The organism is Leptospira montravelensis (assembly GCF_004770045.1).
Lineage (GTDB): Bacteria > Spirochaetota > Leptospiria > Leptospirales > Leptospiraceae > Leptospira_A > Leptospira_A montravelensis.
Genome location: NZ_RQFO01000017.1, coordinates 297,706 through 316,128, shown reverse-complemented (window position 1 = coordinate 316,128; position 18,423 = coordinate 297,706). Strand labels below are relative to the sequence as shown.

The window sequence follows — 18,423 nt, the reverse complement described above, 5'->3', positions numbered from 1 at the left end:
AAAAGAGGGTCGAAGGGGGGTGGTGTGGGTACAATCTCCCCGCCCTGATCTGAGGGTGGGGAACTAGACCCGCCACCCAATGGTTTCCTTCTATCACAACCCACCGCATTTGGCATTTCCTTTCCGAAAATCCCCGTTTTTAATTCCGATAAGTTCATAGTTGGCGCTTTGGGCGCCCGGGCGGGCCTCATGCGGGGTCCGCTTACGCTTCCGTCCTCGAAAGCTAACGCCTTCTCGGACCAAGCCCTTCTGGTCCCTGGCGCATATACCAAGTGAATACCAGAATTCACACTTGAACTTTACCTCTGAATCAATGCTGGTGATTCAAAATAAGATCCAAGCGCCAGCGGTAGTAGCGGAAATCCTTTCGCAGGTGCGAAAGATTGGAGCGGATAACGCGGTCGTTAATCGATAGTTTCTTTATGATCGAATGGATTCGAGGCGCCCAAAAGGAAAATCAACAATTCCGTTTGGGCTTTTATGAAACTGAATATTAGAATATTATTTCCTTTGGACTTCACTCTCCAAAAATTCCGTAAATTCAATTTGCCTGTTAATGAATGTTAGATTGTATCTGCTTTCATAAAATAGAAGGGCACTGGCAAGAAACAGACAGATCCCACCTGATAAGGCAACCACAGTAGGAATCCAAGTTAAATTTTTAGCAAAGGCAAGGGTAAAGGCCAAAGTTAAACTTGAAATGATAAATAAGGATGTCGCCAAATATAAAAATGCCATTGAACGTTGGATGAGAACTGCCCGTTTTTTCTGAACAGAAAGTTGGTTGCGCATATAAACCATTCGTTCAGTATGAAAACTCTTTTTGCCCTCTAATAGAATTTCTACTTCCGATTTCAAAAGATTCACTCGATCAAAAATACGCCCGAGTCGATTGGCAGTGGAAAATATCAAACTGGCAGAAGCAGATACAAGGACCGCGGGGGTAATCATACCTGATAGGATTTCAGAGTTGGAAAATGATTCAAACATAAGAAATAACTTAGGGAGGTTTGTTCGTTTTGAAACTAGTTTTTTCGGTTTATTCCAGAATGGGAAAGATAAAAAAAAGGAAAGAACAAGTTGAATTGTTTAAACAAATGTCACTGTCGATTCCAAATACTTTGTAAAATCCTCTATCTTTGTTAGTCGTTTTACAATTTCAAAGTCTCTTTCCGCTTCCGGATACTGTCGGGATAAATAGTGTAACCATTGTTTGATTCTTCCTGCCCGACTTTTAACTTCCAAATCTGCTTCTAAACTTTGCCAATACCGATGTAAAATTATTTTGACTTCATCCCAAGAAAGATTCTCTTTTTTTTCTCCTCGGATCATCAAAGCAAGGCTTGGGTTGGCAACAGCACCACGACCAATCATAATGTCTCGACAACCTGAAACTTCCTGACATCGTTTTGCATCTTCAGCGGTCCAAATTTCTCCATTGGCCACTACGGGAACTCTGACTGTGGATCCGATTTTATAAATCCAATCCCAATAGGCAGGAGGTTTGTAACCATCCGTTTTTGTTCGAGCATGGACCACAATTTCTTTGGCCCCACCTTCTTCCAATGCTTTTGCACAAACAAGCGCTTGTTCGGTGGAATCGTAACCTAATCTCATTTTTGCCGTAACTGGAATAGAGGAAGGAACAGCACTACGAACTGCCTTTACAATGGCAAACATTAAGTCGGGTTCTTTGAGTAAGGCAGCTCCCCCTCGGTTTCTGTTTACGGTGGGGGCAGGACATCCAAAATTAATATCAATTCCATAAGCGCCAAGGGAAGCCACCTTACTTGCGTTTTCTGCCATACAGTTAATATCAGAACCTAATAATTGTACTTTGACTGGAACCCCAGATTTGGTTCTACAATTTTCATAAAGTTCTGGAACATATCGATAAAACCTATGAGAAGGAAGCAGTGTGTCGTTGACTCGAATGAATTCACTCACACATTCGTCATACCCGCCTACGCGCGTTAGTAGGTCGCGCAGGCGAAAATCGAGAAGTCCTTCCATAGGTGCAAGTAAGATTCGCAAAAGAAAAAAATAACCTTATCCCGTCACTTTTCTCACGAGGGCTCGACTAATCATTCTTAATTTGGCAGCAAAAGGTAATCGTTTTAAGTTCGTACCAACAATTCCTTGGGTAAATCGAGTTTTTTTACTGTAGTCAATATTTACATCCAAAATGACGGGACGGCCTTCCTGGGTGAGAGTCCATGCAGTTTTCAAATTTTCAAAAATATCTTCATTGGTTTCTATCCGCAAGTATTCAGCACCAGTGGCTAATGCGATCCCTTCGAAACGAGTGACTCCAAGTACGGTACAGGTTTTACGATTGTAAGGGACTTGTTGTGCTTGTGCAATTTGAGATAACTCACCATCATTAAAAACTGCAAATATCGCACCTATCTGGTTTCTGCTTGCTGTATTTATCTCCATACAAGTCATTAGAAAGGCTCCATCACCGATGATTCCCACAACTGCTTTATCGGGATTTGCCATTTTCGTTGCGATGGTTGCAGGAACGGCATAACCCATACAATTAAAATCTGTAGGTGAAATCATATGTCTTGGTTTGTGGATGGGCATAAGTTCTGCAGTTAAAAAAGTATGGTTGCCATCATCTACCACAACAAAGCCGTCATCAGGTAAAGTGCTACGTAAGGCACTAAAAAACTTAGCTGGGTTCACTCGAGCTTTACTATCATGTTGGAACCATTCTTCTGTATAGGTTTGTTTATTTTTAGCAATTTCTGATTTGATTTTTTGTAATCGGTTTTCCCTATTTTGTTTTGTTTTTTCTAACTTTAGTTTTAATTTTTTTACTAATTCAGGAAGAATTAATTTTGCATCACCAGTAATTCCAACCTTAGCAGGATAATTAGCACTAAGTACGTCAGGGTTGATATCAATATGGATTAGGTTTTTTGGAACTGTGACTCCAAAACTGGCAGTGGCTATTTCTGCAAAACGTGTTCCTACTGCGAGTAAACAATCACATTCAGAAAAAGCATTCGTTGCCACAGGGACAGCTGCCGCACCGAAACTCATTCCGCAATGTAATGGATGATTCCCCGGAAATGCACTTAATCCTTGTAAGGTTGTAGAAACGGGTGCACCTAGTAATTCTGCAATTTGAATTGTGGATGTAGTAACATCAACCGCACCCCATCCTAAAAATAAACCTGGCGATTTTGCTTGTACTAATAATTCCACAGCCTCATCTAAACTGGCAAATGGGAATGGTGAATGTGTAACCGTTTGTAATTTACAATATTGTTTATAGGTGGGAAGATCCTCCACCAAACCTGTGTAAAGTTGTATATTTACTGGAATTTCTACAAATACCGGCCCTGGTTCTCCCGTTGTTGCAATTTGGTATGCTTTATAAATTGTTTCTATGATTTCGGCTTGTGTATTGACCTTAAAAGTTTGTTTGGTAATTGGTTTTAATAATGCATGTTGGTCCATATCATGTAATTGGTATTTAAATTGGGAATCACTCCGAACACCACCTGCAATGACTAACATGGGAATTCCATCTAAAAAAGCCTCCCCAATGCCACTAGCTGCATGAGTCACTCCCGCAGCCGGAACAATTAATATAGTACCGATAGAATTACTGGTTCGACTGATGGCATCGGCCATAAATGCACCACAACCTTCGTGGGTCACAAGCATTGGATGGATCGATTCAGAACTATTGAGTTCATCATAAATTTCTGTATTATGTACACCTGGAATTCCAAAAGTATAACGAACTCCGATTTGTTCTAAAGCATATCTGACTAACCATGCACCTGTTTTTTTCATCTGATGATTCTCCCTTATTTTCCTATCCTTACTTTGAATTGTTCCCTATGATTGATTTTGCCGCGGCCCTTGCTGTCAGTATACAACCAGATAAAAAAGTTCCTTCTAAAGATTTAAATCCACTAGCACCGCCGCCGCCAAATCCAGCAGCTTCTCCAATCGCATACAATCCAGGGATTACTGAACCTAACGGATCTAATACGCGACTTTCTAAATCTGTCTGAATGCCACCGAGGCTCTTTCGTGTAATCAATCGTAGTTTGATAGCAATAAGTGGACCCGCACCTGGATGAAGAATGGGTTTTGGGGAACAAGTGCGCACACGATCAGACCTCCATGATCTGGCATGTTGGATCCGTCTTAATTGGTCATCGTTCCATAACCCTTTTCCTCGGCGTATGACATCATCATACATTGCGACTTCTTTTTTTAATACTTCATAATCAATGGTTTTGTCGCCATTTAACTGGTTCATCTTATCGGCTAATTCTCGTAAGTTGTTGGCTACAATAAAATGATCACTTTCTTTTTGTAGCTGTCTGACTAAACGGTGGTTTCCGAGTAATATTTCCTTTAGAAACATAAATAGTTTACGATCGCGGATCATCGGATTGTGTTCAGAACCGGAAACAGCTAATTCTTTTGCGGCAATCCGCCAATTCAAAAGTTGCCATGTATAGGGTTTTTCTAAACCAGAAATTCTTCGGCAAAGTTCATTGGTATCAAAACCAGTCATCATTGGTTCAGGTCCAATGCGCCTTCCAGAATGGTCTAGCCAAAGTGCCGATTTACAAGGAATCAAACTGAGTCCGTGAGCCTCAAATTCTGGATTAGGATTGGGAATTCCTGCAGCATAATTCCACATTTTATCTAAGTGGGTGAGATTTCCGCCATGTTTCTTCACAGCATCATGAACCAAACCATCCGCAAAAGGATGAGATCCATTTAACATCTCTTTTGGTGCTTCCCCCCAAGGTTTGTGCCAGTGTTCCCGTACTTTATCCAAACAGCCTGTAATGCCACCTGTTGCAACCATCACATGATCTGCATAAAAAGTTAAATCTAACTTATTCGTATTTTCTTGTTCGGCGATACAACCAACAATCTTTCCATTTTCTTTAATTAAATCAGTAACCTTATGTTCAAAAATAATTTTAAGTTTTGCACTATGTTCGTGTTTTTTTAAAAGCTCAACAAATCGTTCCACCAAACGATAACCAGTTCCCCAAAGAACATGATAACGTGGAACAGAATTTCCTCTTTTGTATTGACCTCTTTCTACCCAATTGACTACAGGAAAAAAATTTAATCCAAGGCTTCCAAGCCAGTGATAAACTTGTCCAAGACTTTCGTTTACATATTGTTCTGCCCATTGTTTTGGGAAAATATCATTGGGACCGAAATCAGCAAAGGAGAACCAATCATCCAATGCAATCTCAGGTGTATCTTTGATACCTAAACGTTTTTGTATTGGGGTTCCAACTAAGGCCATTCCACCAAATGAGAGTTTAGCGAGACCACCTAATTGTTCTTCGGTGTTTCTTTCTAAAATTAAAACAGATTTTCCTTGGTTTAAACATTCATAGGCAGCTACAAGCCCCGCGATTCCTGCTCCGATAATAATGACATCGTTTTTTACTGCCACTATAGATCCTCCTTCTTCTTGTAGTAAATCATTTGAGATATGATTGTCAGCGGTTACCTTTGGGTTTTAATTTTAGTGACACATCGATAACACAATGTACATAATATTATTTTAAAATAAACCAATGCGACTCAAATTTTATAAAAACAAAGAAATTCAAATATTGGAATAGAAAGGCAGCTAACAAGGAATAATGATTTTTATAATTATTACTAGAATAATTATAAAAATAGTTTCATTTATGGATATAATGTTTAAAAAATAGACTAACATAAGTATGTCGGTAGTGAGTTCCGGCGGGTACTTGTCACGACACATGTGTAAGCAGGGGAAGTGTTAGAAGCCTTTGTGGGTCGAGCGTGGGCCTAAGTTCCATAGGATTGGGATTTCATTCTGTTTTTCTAATAAAAGGGAAATTCTATTTGTTGTGGTTTGAGTTTGAAATCAATTTCAAAGCTGGAATTTGATTCACCCATAGAAAAGAACATGATTCGCATTAGTCGGCCAAAACCAATCTAGTTGGTTTTTCTTTTATTGCACTTTTGGCATAAAAAATCACAAAAAATGAAGTAAATAAAAATGAAAATCCTTGTTAGTCGGGATTGAATTATGTCAAAAAAACTCTTTTTTAATCCATTTATAAAAAAAAGAATTTCCAACTTCATCGCATTAAGAGTAAGTATTCGGTTGCATTAACATATTTTCATATTCGTAAGTTCTCTATTCCTTCCTTTCTTTTTAGATTCTATATTTAGTTCGGAGCATCGGTATGAGTTTTCAGGTTCAAATCCCACAAAATACAACTTTATCCATTAAAACAGACCTAGAGGGTGTGATCATTTCCGTTAATGACGATTTTGTCAAATTAAGTGAATACACTAGGAAAGAATTATTAGGGCAATCTTTCAAAAGAATCTTAGATTCGAAAACTCCTGCGTTGCTATACAAGAGTTTACAAAAAACTCTGGAGGAAAATGAACCTTGGAACGGAATATTATAAAACCAAACTAATTCAGGAAATTATTTTTGGGCCAACACAACAGTTACTCCCTTTTATGATAAAAATGGAAAAACGATTGGACATATGTTTGTTGAACGGACTGCTTCAAACAATCAAATTAATATTGGGGAACAATTTTATTTGAAACCCAGAAATCTGCAGTCAGGTTTTAGTTTAAATCCCAAAAAGATATTCTATAAATTTAAAATTAAAACCAAACTTTTGTTTGTGTTTGGTCTTATGGCTGCACAAATGTTGGCTTTGGGAATCAATCTTATTTATATTAAAAAAGAAGAATATGGCAATGCATTTAATCGCCATAAGGGAGCCGAATATAATCTAAGTCTTGCAAAACTTATGCGACTTACTGCGAAACACCGAGGATTTATGGCACGTGTTTTAAATGGAGATCCAAGTGCCAAAATGGAAGCTCTAAGTATAGAAAAAGAGTTAGAAGATTCCTATCTAATTTTTATAGCTTTAAATGAAGAAGAGGGAGTCCGGTTTCAGGTTTATGAAGATTCGATGGAGATTCATAAAAAATGGAATGAATTGAAGGAAATAAACGGAAAATTAACAGCTAATGAAAGTTATTTAGAACATGTAAGTTTAATAAAAAAAATGCTATTTATAAACAATACAGTTGGCGAATCTTCAGGATTATTCTTAGACCCAGATAAAGATACTTACTTTATGATTGATGTATCATTAACAAAGTTACCTTATTTAGCAGAAAAAATTGGACAACTTCGTGGGACAGGACTGGCACATTTAGTCAAAGGAAAAAATGGTGATCCTTCTGAAAAAAAAATGCTCCAAGAAATTATAGGTTCTGTGTCGAGTCAATTTGAATCTATCACTTCAAGTATGTCTTCAATTCGAAAATTCAATCCTGACGGTAAGACAATTGTCGATGGTTACCAAAAAGCAGAAGCTGATTTTCCATCTTTACGTGAGCTGATACAAAATAGAGTTATCAACGAAAAAATTCCTACGGTAAAACCATTAGAATATTACAATGCCACAACCAATTTGATTGATCAGATTTTTACTGTAAATGAACTCATTTCCAATCAACTATCTGAAAAATTTACGAAAAGGGCCAATCTCGCAAAGATCTATGCAATTTTGATCTTAATTGTAACCTCCTTGTCACTTGTATTTTTTATTGTATTACAATATTTTATTATTCATAGTATAATGTCTGTAATACGAAATAGTACCAATATCATTTCACAAATTGTACGTGGATCCGGTGAACTCAAAGAAAACTTAGATTATGGAATCCACGATGAAATAGGAGGTCTTTTGAAATGGATGGGTGTTTTTATATTAAACATTACTGAAATCGTTTTTATTCTCAGGCAAGTTTCTGGCGAGTTATCTGATAAATCAAAAGAAGCCGCTAATTTAGTTCGTAATTATTCCGCAACCACGCAAGACCAGGCTGCTTCAACAGAAGAAACTTCGGCAGCCACGGAGGAACTTGCAGCATCTGTTGAAAATGTTTTTTCTAGTATATCTACACAAGCCGAACATTTGAAGGAAATTGAGAAAGTAACTTCCGATTTCAAAATGGCAATGGCAGATGTTGCCAATGCTATGTTTGGAATGACAAAATTAACAGAAGAATTTTATAAACAAGCTACAGATGGAATGCTAACAACGAAAACGACAGCCGACTCCATTCATATCGTAAATCAAAAGGCCGAATTGATTGATGAAGTTGTAAATATTATTAATGAAATTTCTGATCGAACCAACTTACTAGCGCTAAATGCTGCTATAGAAGCTGCACGTGCGGGTGATCTCGGAAGAGGTTTTGCGGTTGTAGCCCAAGAAATTGGAAAACTTGCTGAACAAACCGCACATAATACGAGAAACATTCAGTCTTTAACCACAGATACCAAAAATGCGATCAAAACAAGTGTTGGACTTATGATGAATACAGAAGAAAGTTTTCGGGAGTTACTTACAAATATTTCTAAAATTCAAGAAACAGCTAAGCTTGTTAGTTCAGCTCAAGACAAACAAACCGCAGATACAAATCGTATAGTAGAATCAGTTCATAAAATCAATGAAAACTCCCTCCAGATTTTAAACGCGGCCGCTCAAGAAAAAATAGCCGTTGAGGAAATTTCCAAGTCAATTGAAACGATTGCGACAGGAACTCAAGTCATAGCTGATAATTCATTGGTTCTTTTGGAAACAGCCAAGGATATAGAAGTGACAGGTGAACATTTGCAAACTGTGGTTGAAACTTATAAGTATTAGAAATAAAAATTTGATTGTTTTAGACCGCAGGAAAATTCTTTGTATAGATTAAACCAATCCATGAAATTTATTTTTTCAAAAAGTTTTACATTCGTATTGTTTCTTTCATTTATTTCTTGTTCTACGCAAAAAGTTTATATTCCAAAAGAAAATTTAAATGCGACTTTGAAGCCGGCAGAGTTTGTCGAAAAATTGGAATTTTCCGATTTTCTTTTTCCTTTGGTTTCGGAATCTCTAGAAAGACCAAATACAAATGGCAAAATTTATTATGGGATACTTCGAAACAAAGAAAATAATCGGATCGTGAGGAGCATCGCTATCCTTATCGATTCAAAAGATATGAATTTACAACCTGAAGAATATTTTTACTATCCGGTATATTATGCTATTAATGTATCTAAACATCTATCCATTAAGCAGACTTTGAGGAGCGAATACGATATCCGAAGAGCCAATGAAAAATCTCCTGTTTATATGCCTGTTTATGCTACATCCAGTGTAGTTGCTTTAGCTGCATTGGGAATTGTGTTCGTTGCTTTTACTGGAACTGCCTTTATCTTAGGAATGGGAAAAGGCACCTATGAATTTACAGAGGACGTGATGGAAGGCATCATAGTTTCCAACGAAGAAATTGTTTTGGGATATAATGATTATCAGTATGATAACGAAGGACGTTTGATCAATGTTTCTACTTATCTCCCTTATCGTTCCATTTCAAAGTCAGTAATTCCTTTGTATGATCGGGAAGGGAAAAAACAAATTGGGCAAATGTATCCTTCTTCTAAACCTATTTTGTTATCAGAAATAAATTTTAAATATAAATCCCTTTCTAAAACCCCTAAAGCAGCTGAGATTATAGAACATATTCCAAAGAAAACAAAAAAGTGGATTGATTTACCAATCAAAGAATCATCTAAAGTTATCAAGTAATTTCTTGCATACAAATAAGAATGTTTACAATGGTACGATTGCTAAGGATATTCTTTTTGGAATGTTTATTAAATTCTTTCGGTATAGTTTAATATTTCTATTTTTTTCAATTCCAATTGGAATTTTCCCTAAAACTTGGCCCGACCTTGAAGCGGAGAAAGAAATCAAAGTTTATGGGAGTGAACGTAGCGCAAAATTCACTTCTAGTAATATTCTATATGACATAGAAAATTGGACAAACCATTATTCAGTTCGAGCATTGGGTTTTTATCGGTATTACGATTATCCAAAAGCAAAAACCAAATCGATATTCCCCTTTTACTACCATATACAAAGTAAATCTGATAACCGCGAATACAAACGTATTCTAAACGTAAATGTAACGAAGGAAAAGGAAGCTGTATACCACTCTTTTTATCCATTCGTTTTTTGGGGTATGGATAAAAATGAATCCTATGTAACAACCATCCCTTTTTTCTTTTCTAGTTCTAATGATACAAATAGTAAATTGGGATTTCCCGTAATTCCTTTGTTATATTATCATAATCGTGAAACTTTTGGAGAGAATAGGAACTACTATTTACGTTTTTTGACTTTGATGCACTTTGAACTTGATGGTAATCAAGGTTTGCATAAGTTTTCATTCTTTCCTTTGGTATATTATTCTAAAAACAATTATTTATTTTTACCGCCCCTATTGTATTTTCAAAATCAAAACTCAAACGAAAACGAATATTGGATGGGCCCATTTTATTATTCTAATAATAAGGCCAAGGCAGAGAGTTTGTTGGTAGCTTTTCCTGTTTTTGGAAGGTATAGGAAACCAGGAATCGAATTGGATTTTATTTTTCCCATTTATCTTAATTACGCTAATGATGAAGAAGACTATCATATCAATTTATTATGGTATACGAAAACAAATTCTGCAAATGTAAATGTTGCAACGAATGATGGAAATGTGTATGTAGATTTTGATTTTGGAATACTATATAATTTATTTGGTTATTCGCAAAGGACCAAAATACTGAAAGGAAGTTTGGAACCTAAATCTAAGGATTCAAGCGAACCTAAGCTGGTAAAAAAAAGGGAATTCAATAGAGAAAATAGTAATAGTTTTATAGGCTACAATTTATTATTCGGAATTTTTTCTTACGAAAGAGCCGATACGAAAAGGCATATCCGACTATTACCACTTGCTTGGTTTACTTGGGATGAGGCCTCAACAGATAATGTGGTGCTTTTGCCGCCTTTTTTCCCCATTTGGTTTAGCTATCAATCGGATGATTTAGAATACAAAGTATTGTTTCCGTTATACGGTAAACAAAAAGATAAGGATTCCGAATTTCGTGTTTATCTTTTAAATTTCTATTTAACTGAAGAGAAAAAAGAAAATAATCGTAATGAGCAGTCCTATTTTTGGCCTTTTGTCAATATTTATAAATCTGATATTGATTCTGGGCATAGAATTTTGCCTTTTTATATTCATCGAAACTTTGAAAAAGACAAAAAACATTATCATAATACATTTACACTTTTATCTTCCTATCGAAAAACAATGATACCATCCTATTCTGAAACAGAATTTTTATTCTGGCCTTTGTGGATTTCATATGATGAAAAAAAATCTCAATATTCAGGCGAAGAAAAAACGGTTTGGATTACTCCATTTTTTTATAGAAATATGCGAGAAGGTGGTGCGAGAACAAACCTTTTATGGTTTATAGATTGGGAATGGTATAAGGATCAGGATCTTTCAGAATATTCAAAAACCCAAAAAAGGATTCAATATTACCCGCAAGAGAAGTTATCTCATCTTTTGATTTTTCCTTTTTATAAAACCACTTCTAGCTTTTCCATAATCCCTATATCTTTTAATGATTGGGACAACGATGGTTATAAAACATTTACTTTATTAAATTATTTTAAGTGGAATCGGACAGGGCACTATTATAATTTTTTATATTTAATTGAATCGGAAAATACGGAATCAGATTACCAAATTCAAAGTTTGGGTGGCTTACTTGGAAATTTCAATATAGAACCTGCGCAGATAAATCGCTTAACATTTCTTTGGTTGGGTTATGATAAAAAGTCATATAAAACTATTTATAATTTTTTTCCGATTATAAGGACTACGGATGCAGAAAATGAAAAGTCGAGATTATATGGCCCTTTAATTTACTATTCTTTTGATTCGCTAGATGAAAAAACAGAACTTATGTTTGCGGGTATTGGGTATTATCATAATCGAACCAAATCTGATAACCAATATTCTACCTATGTATTATTAGGTGCTTTTTATCAGGAAAAAACAGAAATTGAACGTGGATATGTAAAAAGGGGAAGTTTATGGGGATGGCTTTGGGAGTACCAAACAGAAGAAAACGGTTATGAAAAATTTTCCATATTAAAACTATTTTCTTATTCTAAGGAAACTGACGGAACGAAAAAAATTATGGGAATCTCTATATAATCAATAATGTTACAATCAAAACCAAAAATTCTAGCGATTTCAGGTGGAATTAGCTCCACCTCGTATAACAAAAAAATCCTACATACTTTGAAACAAAATTTTTCACAAGAATGTGATATGATTATGTATGATCAGATTGCCGAGTTTCCTTTTTTTGTTTCAGGAGTCTCTGATGAAGAAACTCCTGAGATTATTAAAAGTTTTTTAAGGGAAATCGAAAGGGCCGATGGAATTTTAATATGTTCTCCTGAATATGTATTTAGTATTCCTGGTGTATTAAAAAATGCATTAGAATGGGTAGTTTCCTCAGTTGTGTTTACTGATAAACCAGTTGCTTTAATTACAGCTGCCTCTGTTGGTGAAAAGGCACATGAATCATTACTTTTGGTCTTAAAAACAATTGGAGCAAAGTTATCTGAAAAAACCAATTTATTGGTATCTGGAGTAAAAGGAAAGGTTTCAGTCGATGGTGAAATTACTGATGAAGTAACGAAACAATTTGTAAGAAATTTAATAATCGATTTTATCGATTCATTAAAAACGAATTCATTGGATTAAAATTCTAAGTTAACATTTAATTTTTGTTTGGTGATTAAAACTATTATTTTTCATTGCTTGAAATTAATTGTTTCAAGATTTAGTAGAAATAAGAGATAATATTGCATGTTTTTTAGAACTCTTTTAATCGGTGTTCTTTTCCTATCTTGTAGCAAAAATTCTTATAATAATCCTTGTGACCCCGAGTCAAAATCATTTGTCATGACTTTTTTGATAATGGCAGTTTCTGGGGAAGAGAAAAACGCCTGTTTTCCCGGTCTCACAATTAAAGAAAATTTCGGCCTCTTACTGAGTGCAACAACAGGTCGAGTTTCTGAACATGGTGGGAATGCCGCATACGGTTCCTCATTTACTTTTAAACTAAATTTTGGGTCTGAGCCAAAAGAAAATGTGAATGTCAACATAGTCGTTTCGAATCCTAGTTATGCAACGGTCAGTCCAACTTCCATTGTTTGGACACCCGATGATTGGAAATCGGAAAAGGTAATTTCGGTAACAGCTGTAAATGATACCTTATTAAATGGGACTAGAGAATTTATAATTCGTTTGATTCCGACCTCTGCAGATAATAATTTGCGTCTTCAAGAAAGATTTATCAGAATGCAGATTCAAGATAATGATAAAAGATTATTTGTGAATTCTACACTCACCAAAGGAAATTTAGGTGGGATCGCTGGTGCAGATGCCACATGTTCTTCCGATCCTAAATGCCCCGCTGGATCTCAATGTAAGGCTATACTTGGGGCTGATTCTGGAATTCGAGTCGCAACTATCACGGGAGGTGTTGGTGATGGTCAAGTGGATTGGGTTCTAAAACCCTACGCGTCATATTTCCAAAGCGATAATTTAACACCCATTGGTACAACGAATGGAGTTTCTCTGTTTACCCTTCCGGTTTTGAATGGAATTGAATCTCCGGGAGTGACCACCTGGACTGGATTAGGTACTTCCTGGCAATCAGATCCAAACAATTGTACAAATTGGTCAAATTCAATCTCTGGCAACGCAATTGTAGGGAATTCAAGTAGCAATAATGTCGGTTTAATCAATAATTTAAATGTAGCGTGTACAAGTGATTTAAAATTTTACTGCGCTGAACAGTAACGCGGGGAAAAATTGTATTTACCAAATATATCTATTAGATATATCTTGTTGATATATCTAATAGATATGGTATCTTATGAAAACAAAACCTCGAAATATTCTTGTAGTCCTTGGTCATCCAAATCCGAATTCTCTTTGTGCTCATTTTGCACAAACATACGTGAATGAAGCAATCAAAGCAGGCCATACAGTAAATTTTCTCAAACTAATCGATTTGAAATTTGATTATAATTTACATCTAGGCCATAAAAAAGATTCACATCAAGTTCTTGAACCTGATGTGGTCAAAAGTCAAAAACTGATAATGGAAGCAAATCATTTGGTGTTTGTATTTCCGAGTTGGTGGGCTAGTATGCCTGCTGTATTAAAGGCATGGATTGACAGAGTTTTTTTGCCCGGTGTTACTTTCAAATATAAGAAAAACTCTCCTCTCCCCGAAAAACTTTTGTTAGGCAAAACTGCTCGTATCATAGTAACAATGGATGCTCCTATTTGGTATTACAAATGGTTTAATAAATCACCAGGTGTTCAGTTGTTGAAGTTTGGTACTTTGGAATTTTGCGGAGTATCACCGGTCAAAGTAACTACCTTTGGTCAGGTAAGAACTCGTAATCAAAGTGATTTTTTGAAATGGACCAAACAAGTTGAATCCATTGGGAATCAAGGCAAATGAAATGGTGTTTTTCAATTCCGAATTAAATGAATTTGAAAGTAAGGGACAATATTTAAAATTTCGAGGTTATTCGATTTTTTATAGAGTGATTGGGACTGGAGAAAATATCTTTCTTTTACATGGATATCCATTCAATTGTTATGATTGGAGTTTAGTCATTCCGACATTATGCAAAGAAAAAAGGGTAATTATTTTGGATTTTTTGGGAATGGGTTTTTCTGATAAACCACAAAATTACCGTTATACGTTTGTAGAATTTGCAGAAATAGTTAATGAAGTTGCTAAAAACTTAGGTATAGTGGAAGCCGATATTTTGGCTCATGATTTAGCGGTGAGTGTGGTACAAGAAATGTTAGCTTCACCAGAAAAAAATAAGTTTAAAATTCGTTCGATTGCATTTATGAATGGTGGTTTATTTTCAGATGTTTATAAACCTAGATTGATTCAAAGGTTATTATCTCAAACTCCTAATTTTATTGGTAGATTTCTTAGTGAAAAGATGAGTCGAAAGTCAGTAGAGAAATCCTTACTCCGTTTATTTGGAGCAAATACACAAGCAAACTTAAGTTTACTAAATATTTTTTGGGAAGTATTGAATTTTAAAAATGGGAAATCGGTAGCTTATCTGATAGGAAGAATGGTATTTGAAAAAGTTCAATACCAAAAACGATGGATTGATGCTATGTTGAATACACGGATACCTTTTTGTTATATTTGTGGACCTGCTGATCCAAATTCTGGAAGGCATATGGCAAATCGGTTTCTACAAACTTTTCCCACAAAACCTGTTTATTTTTTATCCGAAATGATAGGTCATTGGCCACAATTAGAGTCGCCACATGAAGTGATTTCAATGTATGATCAATTTCAAAACCATATTAAAGCTTTAAATGAAACGAGAAAGTAAAACACCTTATGCACTCTTAGGAATTTTGTCTCAATGTGAAATGAATGGATATGAAATCCGTAAATACATTGAGTCGACGATTAGTTTTTTCTGGAGCGAAAGTTTTGGTCAAATTTATCCCACACTTGCAAAATTAGAAGAAGAAGGTTTAATCCGAGAATGGGAAAAAACGGAAAGTAGTGGCAAAAAGAAAAAAGTTTATAAAGTCACTAGGCCTGGATTAGAAACATTCCGACGTTGGATGGATGAATCTCCAATTCAATCCAATAAAAGAAATGAATTATTGTTTAAGGTATTTTTTGGAAGGCATATGAATTCTAAATTATTAACTCAACAATTGGAAGATGAAATAAAAAAACAAAAAGAAGATTTAAAATCACTTAAAAATTTCCAAAAAGAATTGGACAGTGATTGGGAGAAACATCCAGATCAGGAATACTGGTCTTTAACGTTAGAATATGCAGAAAAACAAACAAAACTGAATCTTGATTGGATTGAAAAAGTGAAGAATAAAATTAACCCATAAGTTTTGAACTTTTTTTAGTTATAGCAAAAGACACGAATCGCTTTATTGGTAACCTACCAAAATAAAATGGCTTCATTTTGATTAATTTCATTGATTTGCAAAATGTAATCGTTATAAAAAAACTATGGTTGGGAGAGTATATAGAAAGATTTTTAACATTTTTGTTTGTCTTCTGTTTTTATATCATTCTCCTATCCTTGCATCCGAAAAAGTTACCCTTCATTTAAAATGGTTTCATCAATTCCAATTTGCAGGATATTATGCGGCCTTCGAAAAAGGCTTTTATCGAGAAGTTGGATTGGATGTTGAAATTCTTGAAAGTACGATTGGAATCAAAGGAATTCATGAAAAAGTAATTCAGTCTGCTGGCCAATATGGAGTCGGAAGTAATGAGTTAATCCAAGAACGATATGCGGGAAAACCTGTAGTAGTTCTTGCCGTTATTTTTCAACATTCTCCTTCCGTTTTATATTTTAAAAAAACTTCAAATATTCAAAGTATTCATGACCTCGTTGGAAAACGTGTGATGTTAACTCCGCGGATGGATGAAATTGTTGCCTATTTGAAAAAGGAAGGTATCGAATTAAGCGATTTACAATTATTAGAACATCGTTTTAATCCTAAAGATTTAATCGAAGGGAAAGTAGATGCTTATTCTGGTTATGCGACTACACAGGCTTACGATTTTAAAAAGCTTGGATTCCCTTATGTTGCCTATTCACCAAGAGTAGCAGGTATTGATTTTTATGGTGATAATTTGTTTACCAGTGAAGACGAGGTTAAAAAACACCCTGATCGGGTTAAAGCATTTAGAGAGGCGAGTCTTCGCGGTTGGCAATATGCTATGTCCCACCAGTCAGAAATTGTTGATTTGATTTATGAAAAATACTCAAAACGTAATCCTAAAGAAAGGTTACTTTTTGAAGCAGAACAAATGACTCCACTCATTCAGCCGGTTCTTGTTGAGATGGGATATATGAATCCTGGTCGATGGAAACATATTAACGAAGTATATTCTGAGTTAGGAATGCTTCCTAAAAATATTGATTTAAATGGTTTTATTTACGATCCCAATCCAAAAGTTAACTATGATTGGATTTACTATTCATTTGGATTTATTATTTTCTCTTTTGCAATTGTATGGTTGTTGCAATGGCGCAGATTGAATAAACAATATTCCGAGAATTTAAAGAAACAGGTTGAGGTGCGAACCGAGGAGTTAAAACATTCAAATGAATATTTACAAGTTTTAAATCAAAGTTTATTAAACACCTTAAAAGAACTTACTGAAGCCCAAGATAGGCTCTTAGCATCAGAAAAGCTGGCGGTTCTTGGTCAACTATCTGCTGGAATGGCACATGAATTGAATACACCTTTAGGTGCGATTGTTTCGTCCAACCAATCCATTGCAGATTTCCTAAGTAAAATTAAAAATATAATCGAGACAATCATTAGTTTCAATCAAGAAGATTCATTACGATTCCATAAGTTGTTAAACCAAAGTTTGGGACACAGAACGTTTCTTGAAGGAAAGGTAGAAAGATCTTTAAAAAAAGAATTAGCGATCCAATATTCATTTTCTAATAAGATGGATTTGTATGGAAAACATATGCAGTTAGTTATTGAAACAGGGGCTTTTCGTTTAGGTGATGAATTAAATCAGATTTTAGAAAGCGAAAATTCTCTTCAATTATTGGAGACGGTTGCCAATATTTCCTCTGCATTTCGATCTAATCAAATCATTTCGGTTGCTTCTGAAAAAGCTACCCATGTAATCAAAGCTTTAAGGAGTTATTTGGTTTCAGAAAAGGATACTTTGAGTTTGGATAAAAATATCGATTTAATTTTTGAAATTGAAACGATTCTTTCTCTCTATCAGTATAATTTAACAAAAGTTAATGTCATAAAAAAATACTTAACTGATAAAAAATGTAAGGGAAGTAGAGATAAACTTAATCAGGTTTGGATTAACCTTTTGAATAATGCATTACAAGCTATGAGTTATGTTGGAACATTGGAAATCAAAATTGAAACAATTGAATCTTGGATCAAAGTTTCAATCACTGATTCTGGTATAGGAATTCCTGATTCAATTAAAAACAAAATTTTTGATCCATTTTTTACTACAAAACCTGATGGAGAAGGTATGGGCCTAGGTCTCGATATTTGTAAAAAAATAATTTTACAAATGGGTGGTAAAATTGAGTTAGAAGATGTTTCAAATGGTGCATGTTTTGCTGTTTGGTTGCCAGAGGCGTAAACCTAGTTTTTTAAACACCGATTCATCCAGAACATGTTGGGGCAGTAAATAAATTACCGATCACAATTTTATATACGAAATACATAATTCTTGCAGTTCAGCCAAATCTAACCCATTTGTATTGGATTAGATTGTGGTTTGTAAATTCGTTTCACATTCAATTTTAATTGAAAAATCTATTATGGCTTCGAGAAGCCGACAAAATGAGGAATTATTTGTAATTCGTATATTATAGCAGGTTTACTTTTTCGGTTCCAAAT

General features: G+C 35.0%; 14 protein-coding genes. 10 read left to right on the top strand and 4 right to left on the bottom strand.

The features are described 5' to 3' along the window. Positions 1-501 precede the first annotated feature (501 nt). The 4 genes from EHQ31_RS15365 to EHQ31_RS15350 all read right to left on the bottom strand — a co-directional run bounded on the left by EHQ31_RS15365 (position 502) and on the right by EHQ31_RS15350 (position 5,458). The gene (locus EHQ31_RS15365; protein ID WP_135571693.1) at positions 502-990 is read right to left on the bottom strand and encodes a DUF2721 domain-containing protein; all 489 of its coding nucleotides are present in this window, start codon (positions 988-990) and stop codon (positions 502-504) included. Between the two features lie 99 nt (positions 991-1,089). Then, positions 1,090-2,034 (bottom strand): tRNA dihydrouridine synthase, encoded by a 945-nt coding sequence (locus EHQ31_RS15360; protein WP_135571692.1) that lies wholly within the window; start codon positions 2,032-2,034, stop codon positions 1,090-1,092. A 15-nt stretch (positions 2,035-2,049) separates the two neighbouring features. Beyond that, entirely contained in the window at positions 2,050-3,813 is a 1,764-nt protein-coding gene (locus EHQ31_RS15355) for a thiamine pyrophosphate-binding protein (RefSeq protein ID WP_135571690.1), read from the bottom strand. A gap of 28 nt (positions 3,814-3,841) precedes the next feature. Next, positions 3,842-5,458 carry an FAD-binding dehydrogenase gene (locus EHQ31_RS15350; protein ID WP_135571688.1) on the bottom strand — a complete coding sequence of 539 codons (1,617 nt, stop codon included), beginning with the start codon at positions 5,456-5,458 and terminating at the stop codon, positions 3,842-3,844. 769 nt (positions 5,459-6,227) lie between these two features. On the opposite strand from EHQ31_RS15350, the gene EHQ31_RS18975 reads away from it, so the two are divergent. The 10 genes from EHQ31_RS18975 (at position 6,228) to EHQ31_RS15305 (ending at position 18,163) form a co-directional block, all read left to right on the top strand. Then, the gene (locus EHQ31_RS18975; RefSeq protein WP_244247424.1) at positions 6,228-6,458 is read left to right on the top strand and encodes a PAS domain-containing protein; all 231 of its coding nucleotides are present in this window, start codon (positions 6,228-6,230) and stop codon (positions 6,456-6,458) included. An 84-nt stretch (positions 6,459-6,542) separates the two neighbouring features. Further along, positions 6,543-8,732, top strand: a complete 2,190-nt coding sequence (locus tag EHQ31_RS15345) for a methyl-accepting chemotaxis protein (protein WP_244247423.1) — start codon at positions 6,543-6,545, stop codon at positions 8,730-8,732. Positions 8,733-8,792: 60 nt separating this feature from the next. Continuing rightward, positions 8,793-9,662: a hypothetical protein gene (locus EHQ31_RS15340; RefSeq protein WP_135571686.1), complete on the top strand. Its 870-nt coding sequence runs from the start codon at positions 8,793-8,795 to the stop codon at positions 9,660-9,662. Positions 9,663-9,723: 61 nt separating this feature from the next. Then, positions 9,724-12,135 carry an LA_1737 family protein gene (locus EHQ31_RS15335; protein ID WP_135573980.1) on the top strand — a complete coding sequence of 804 codons (2,412 nt, stop codon included), beginning with the start codon at positions 9,724-9,726 and terminating at the stop codon, positions 12,133-12,135. Positions 12,136-12,141: 6 nt separating this feature from the next. Beyond that, a complete protein-coding gene (locus tag EHQ31_RS15330) occupies positions 12,142-12,693 on the top strand; it encodes an NADPH-dependent FMN reductase (protein WP_135571684.1) in 552 nt (183 codons plus the stop codon). A 201-nt stretch (positions 12,694-12,894) separates the two neighbouring features. Next, positions 12,895-13,797, top strand: coding sequence for a DUF1554 domain-containing protein (locus EHQ31_RS15325; RefSeq protein ID WP_244247422.1), 903 nt, complete (start codon positions 12,895-12,897; stop codon positions 13,795-13,797). Positions 13,798-13,873: 76 nt separating this feature from the next. After that, positions 13,874-14,470 carry an NAD(P)H-dependent oxidoreductase gene (locus EHQ31_RS15320; RefSeq protein ID WP_135571680.1) on the top strand — a complete coding sequence of 199 codons (597 nt, stop codon included), beginning with the start codon at positions 13,874-13,876 and terminating at the stop codon, positions 14,468-14,470. A gap of 1 nt (position 14,471) precedes the next feature. After that, positions 14,472-15,377 carry an alpha/beta fold hydrolase gene (locus EHQ31_RS15315; protein WP_135571679.1) on the top strand — a complete coding sequence of 302 codons (906 nt, stop codon included), beginning with the start codon at positions 14,472-14,474 and terminating at the stop codon, positions 15,375-15,377. Beyond that, a complete protein-coding gene (locus tag EHQ31_RS15310; RefSeq protein ID WP_135571677.1) occupies positions 15,361-15,903 on the top strand; it encodes a PadR family transcriptional regulator in 543 nt (180 codons plus the stop codon). The genes EHQ31_RS15315 and EHQ31_RS15310 overlap by 17 nt, the downstream gene beginning before the upstream one ends. 124 nt (positions 15,904-16,027) lie before the next feature. Next, entirely contained in the window at positions 16,028-18,163 is a 2,136-nt protein-coding gene (locus EHQ31_RS15305) for an ABC transporter substrate-binding protein (protein ID WP_135571675.1), read from the top strand. Positions 18,164-18,423: the final 260 nt, after the last annotated feature.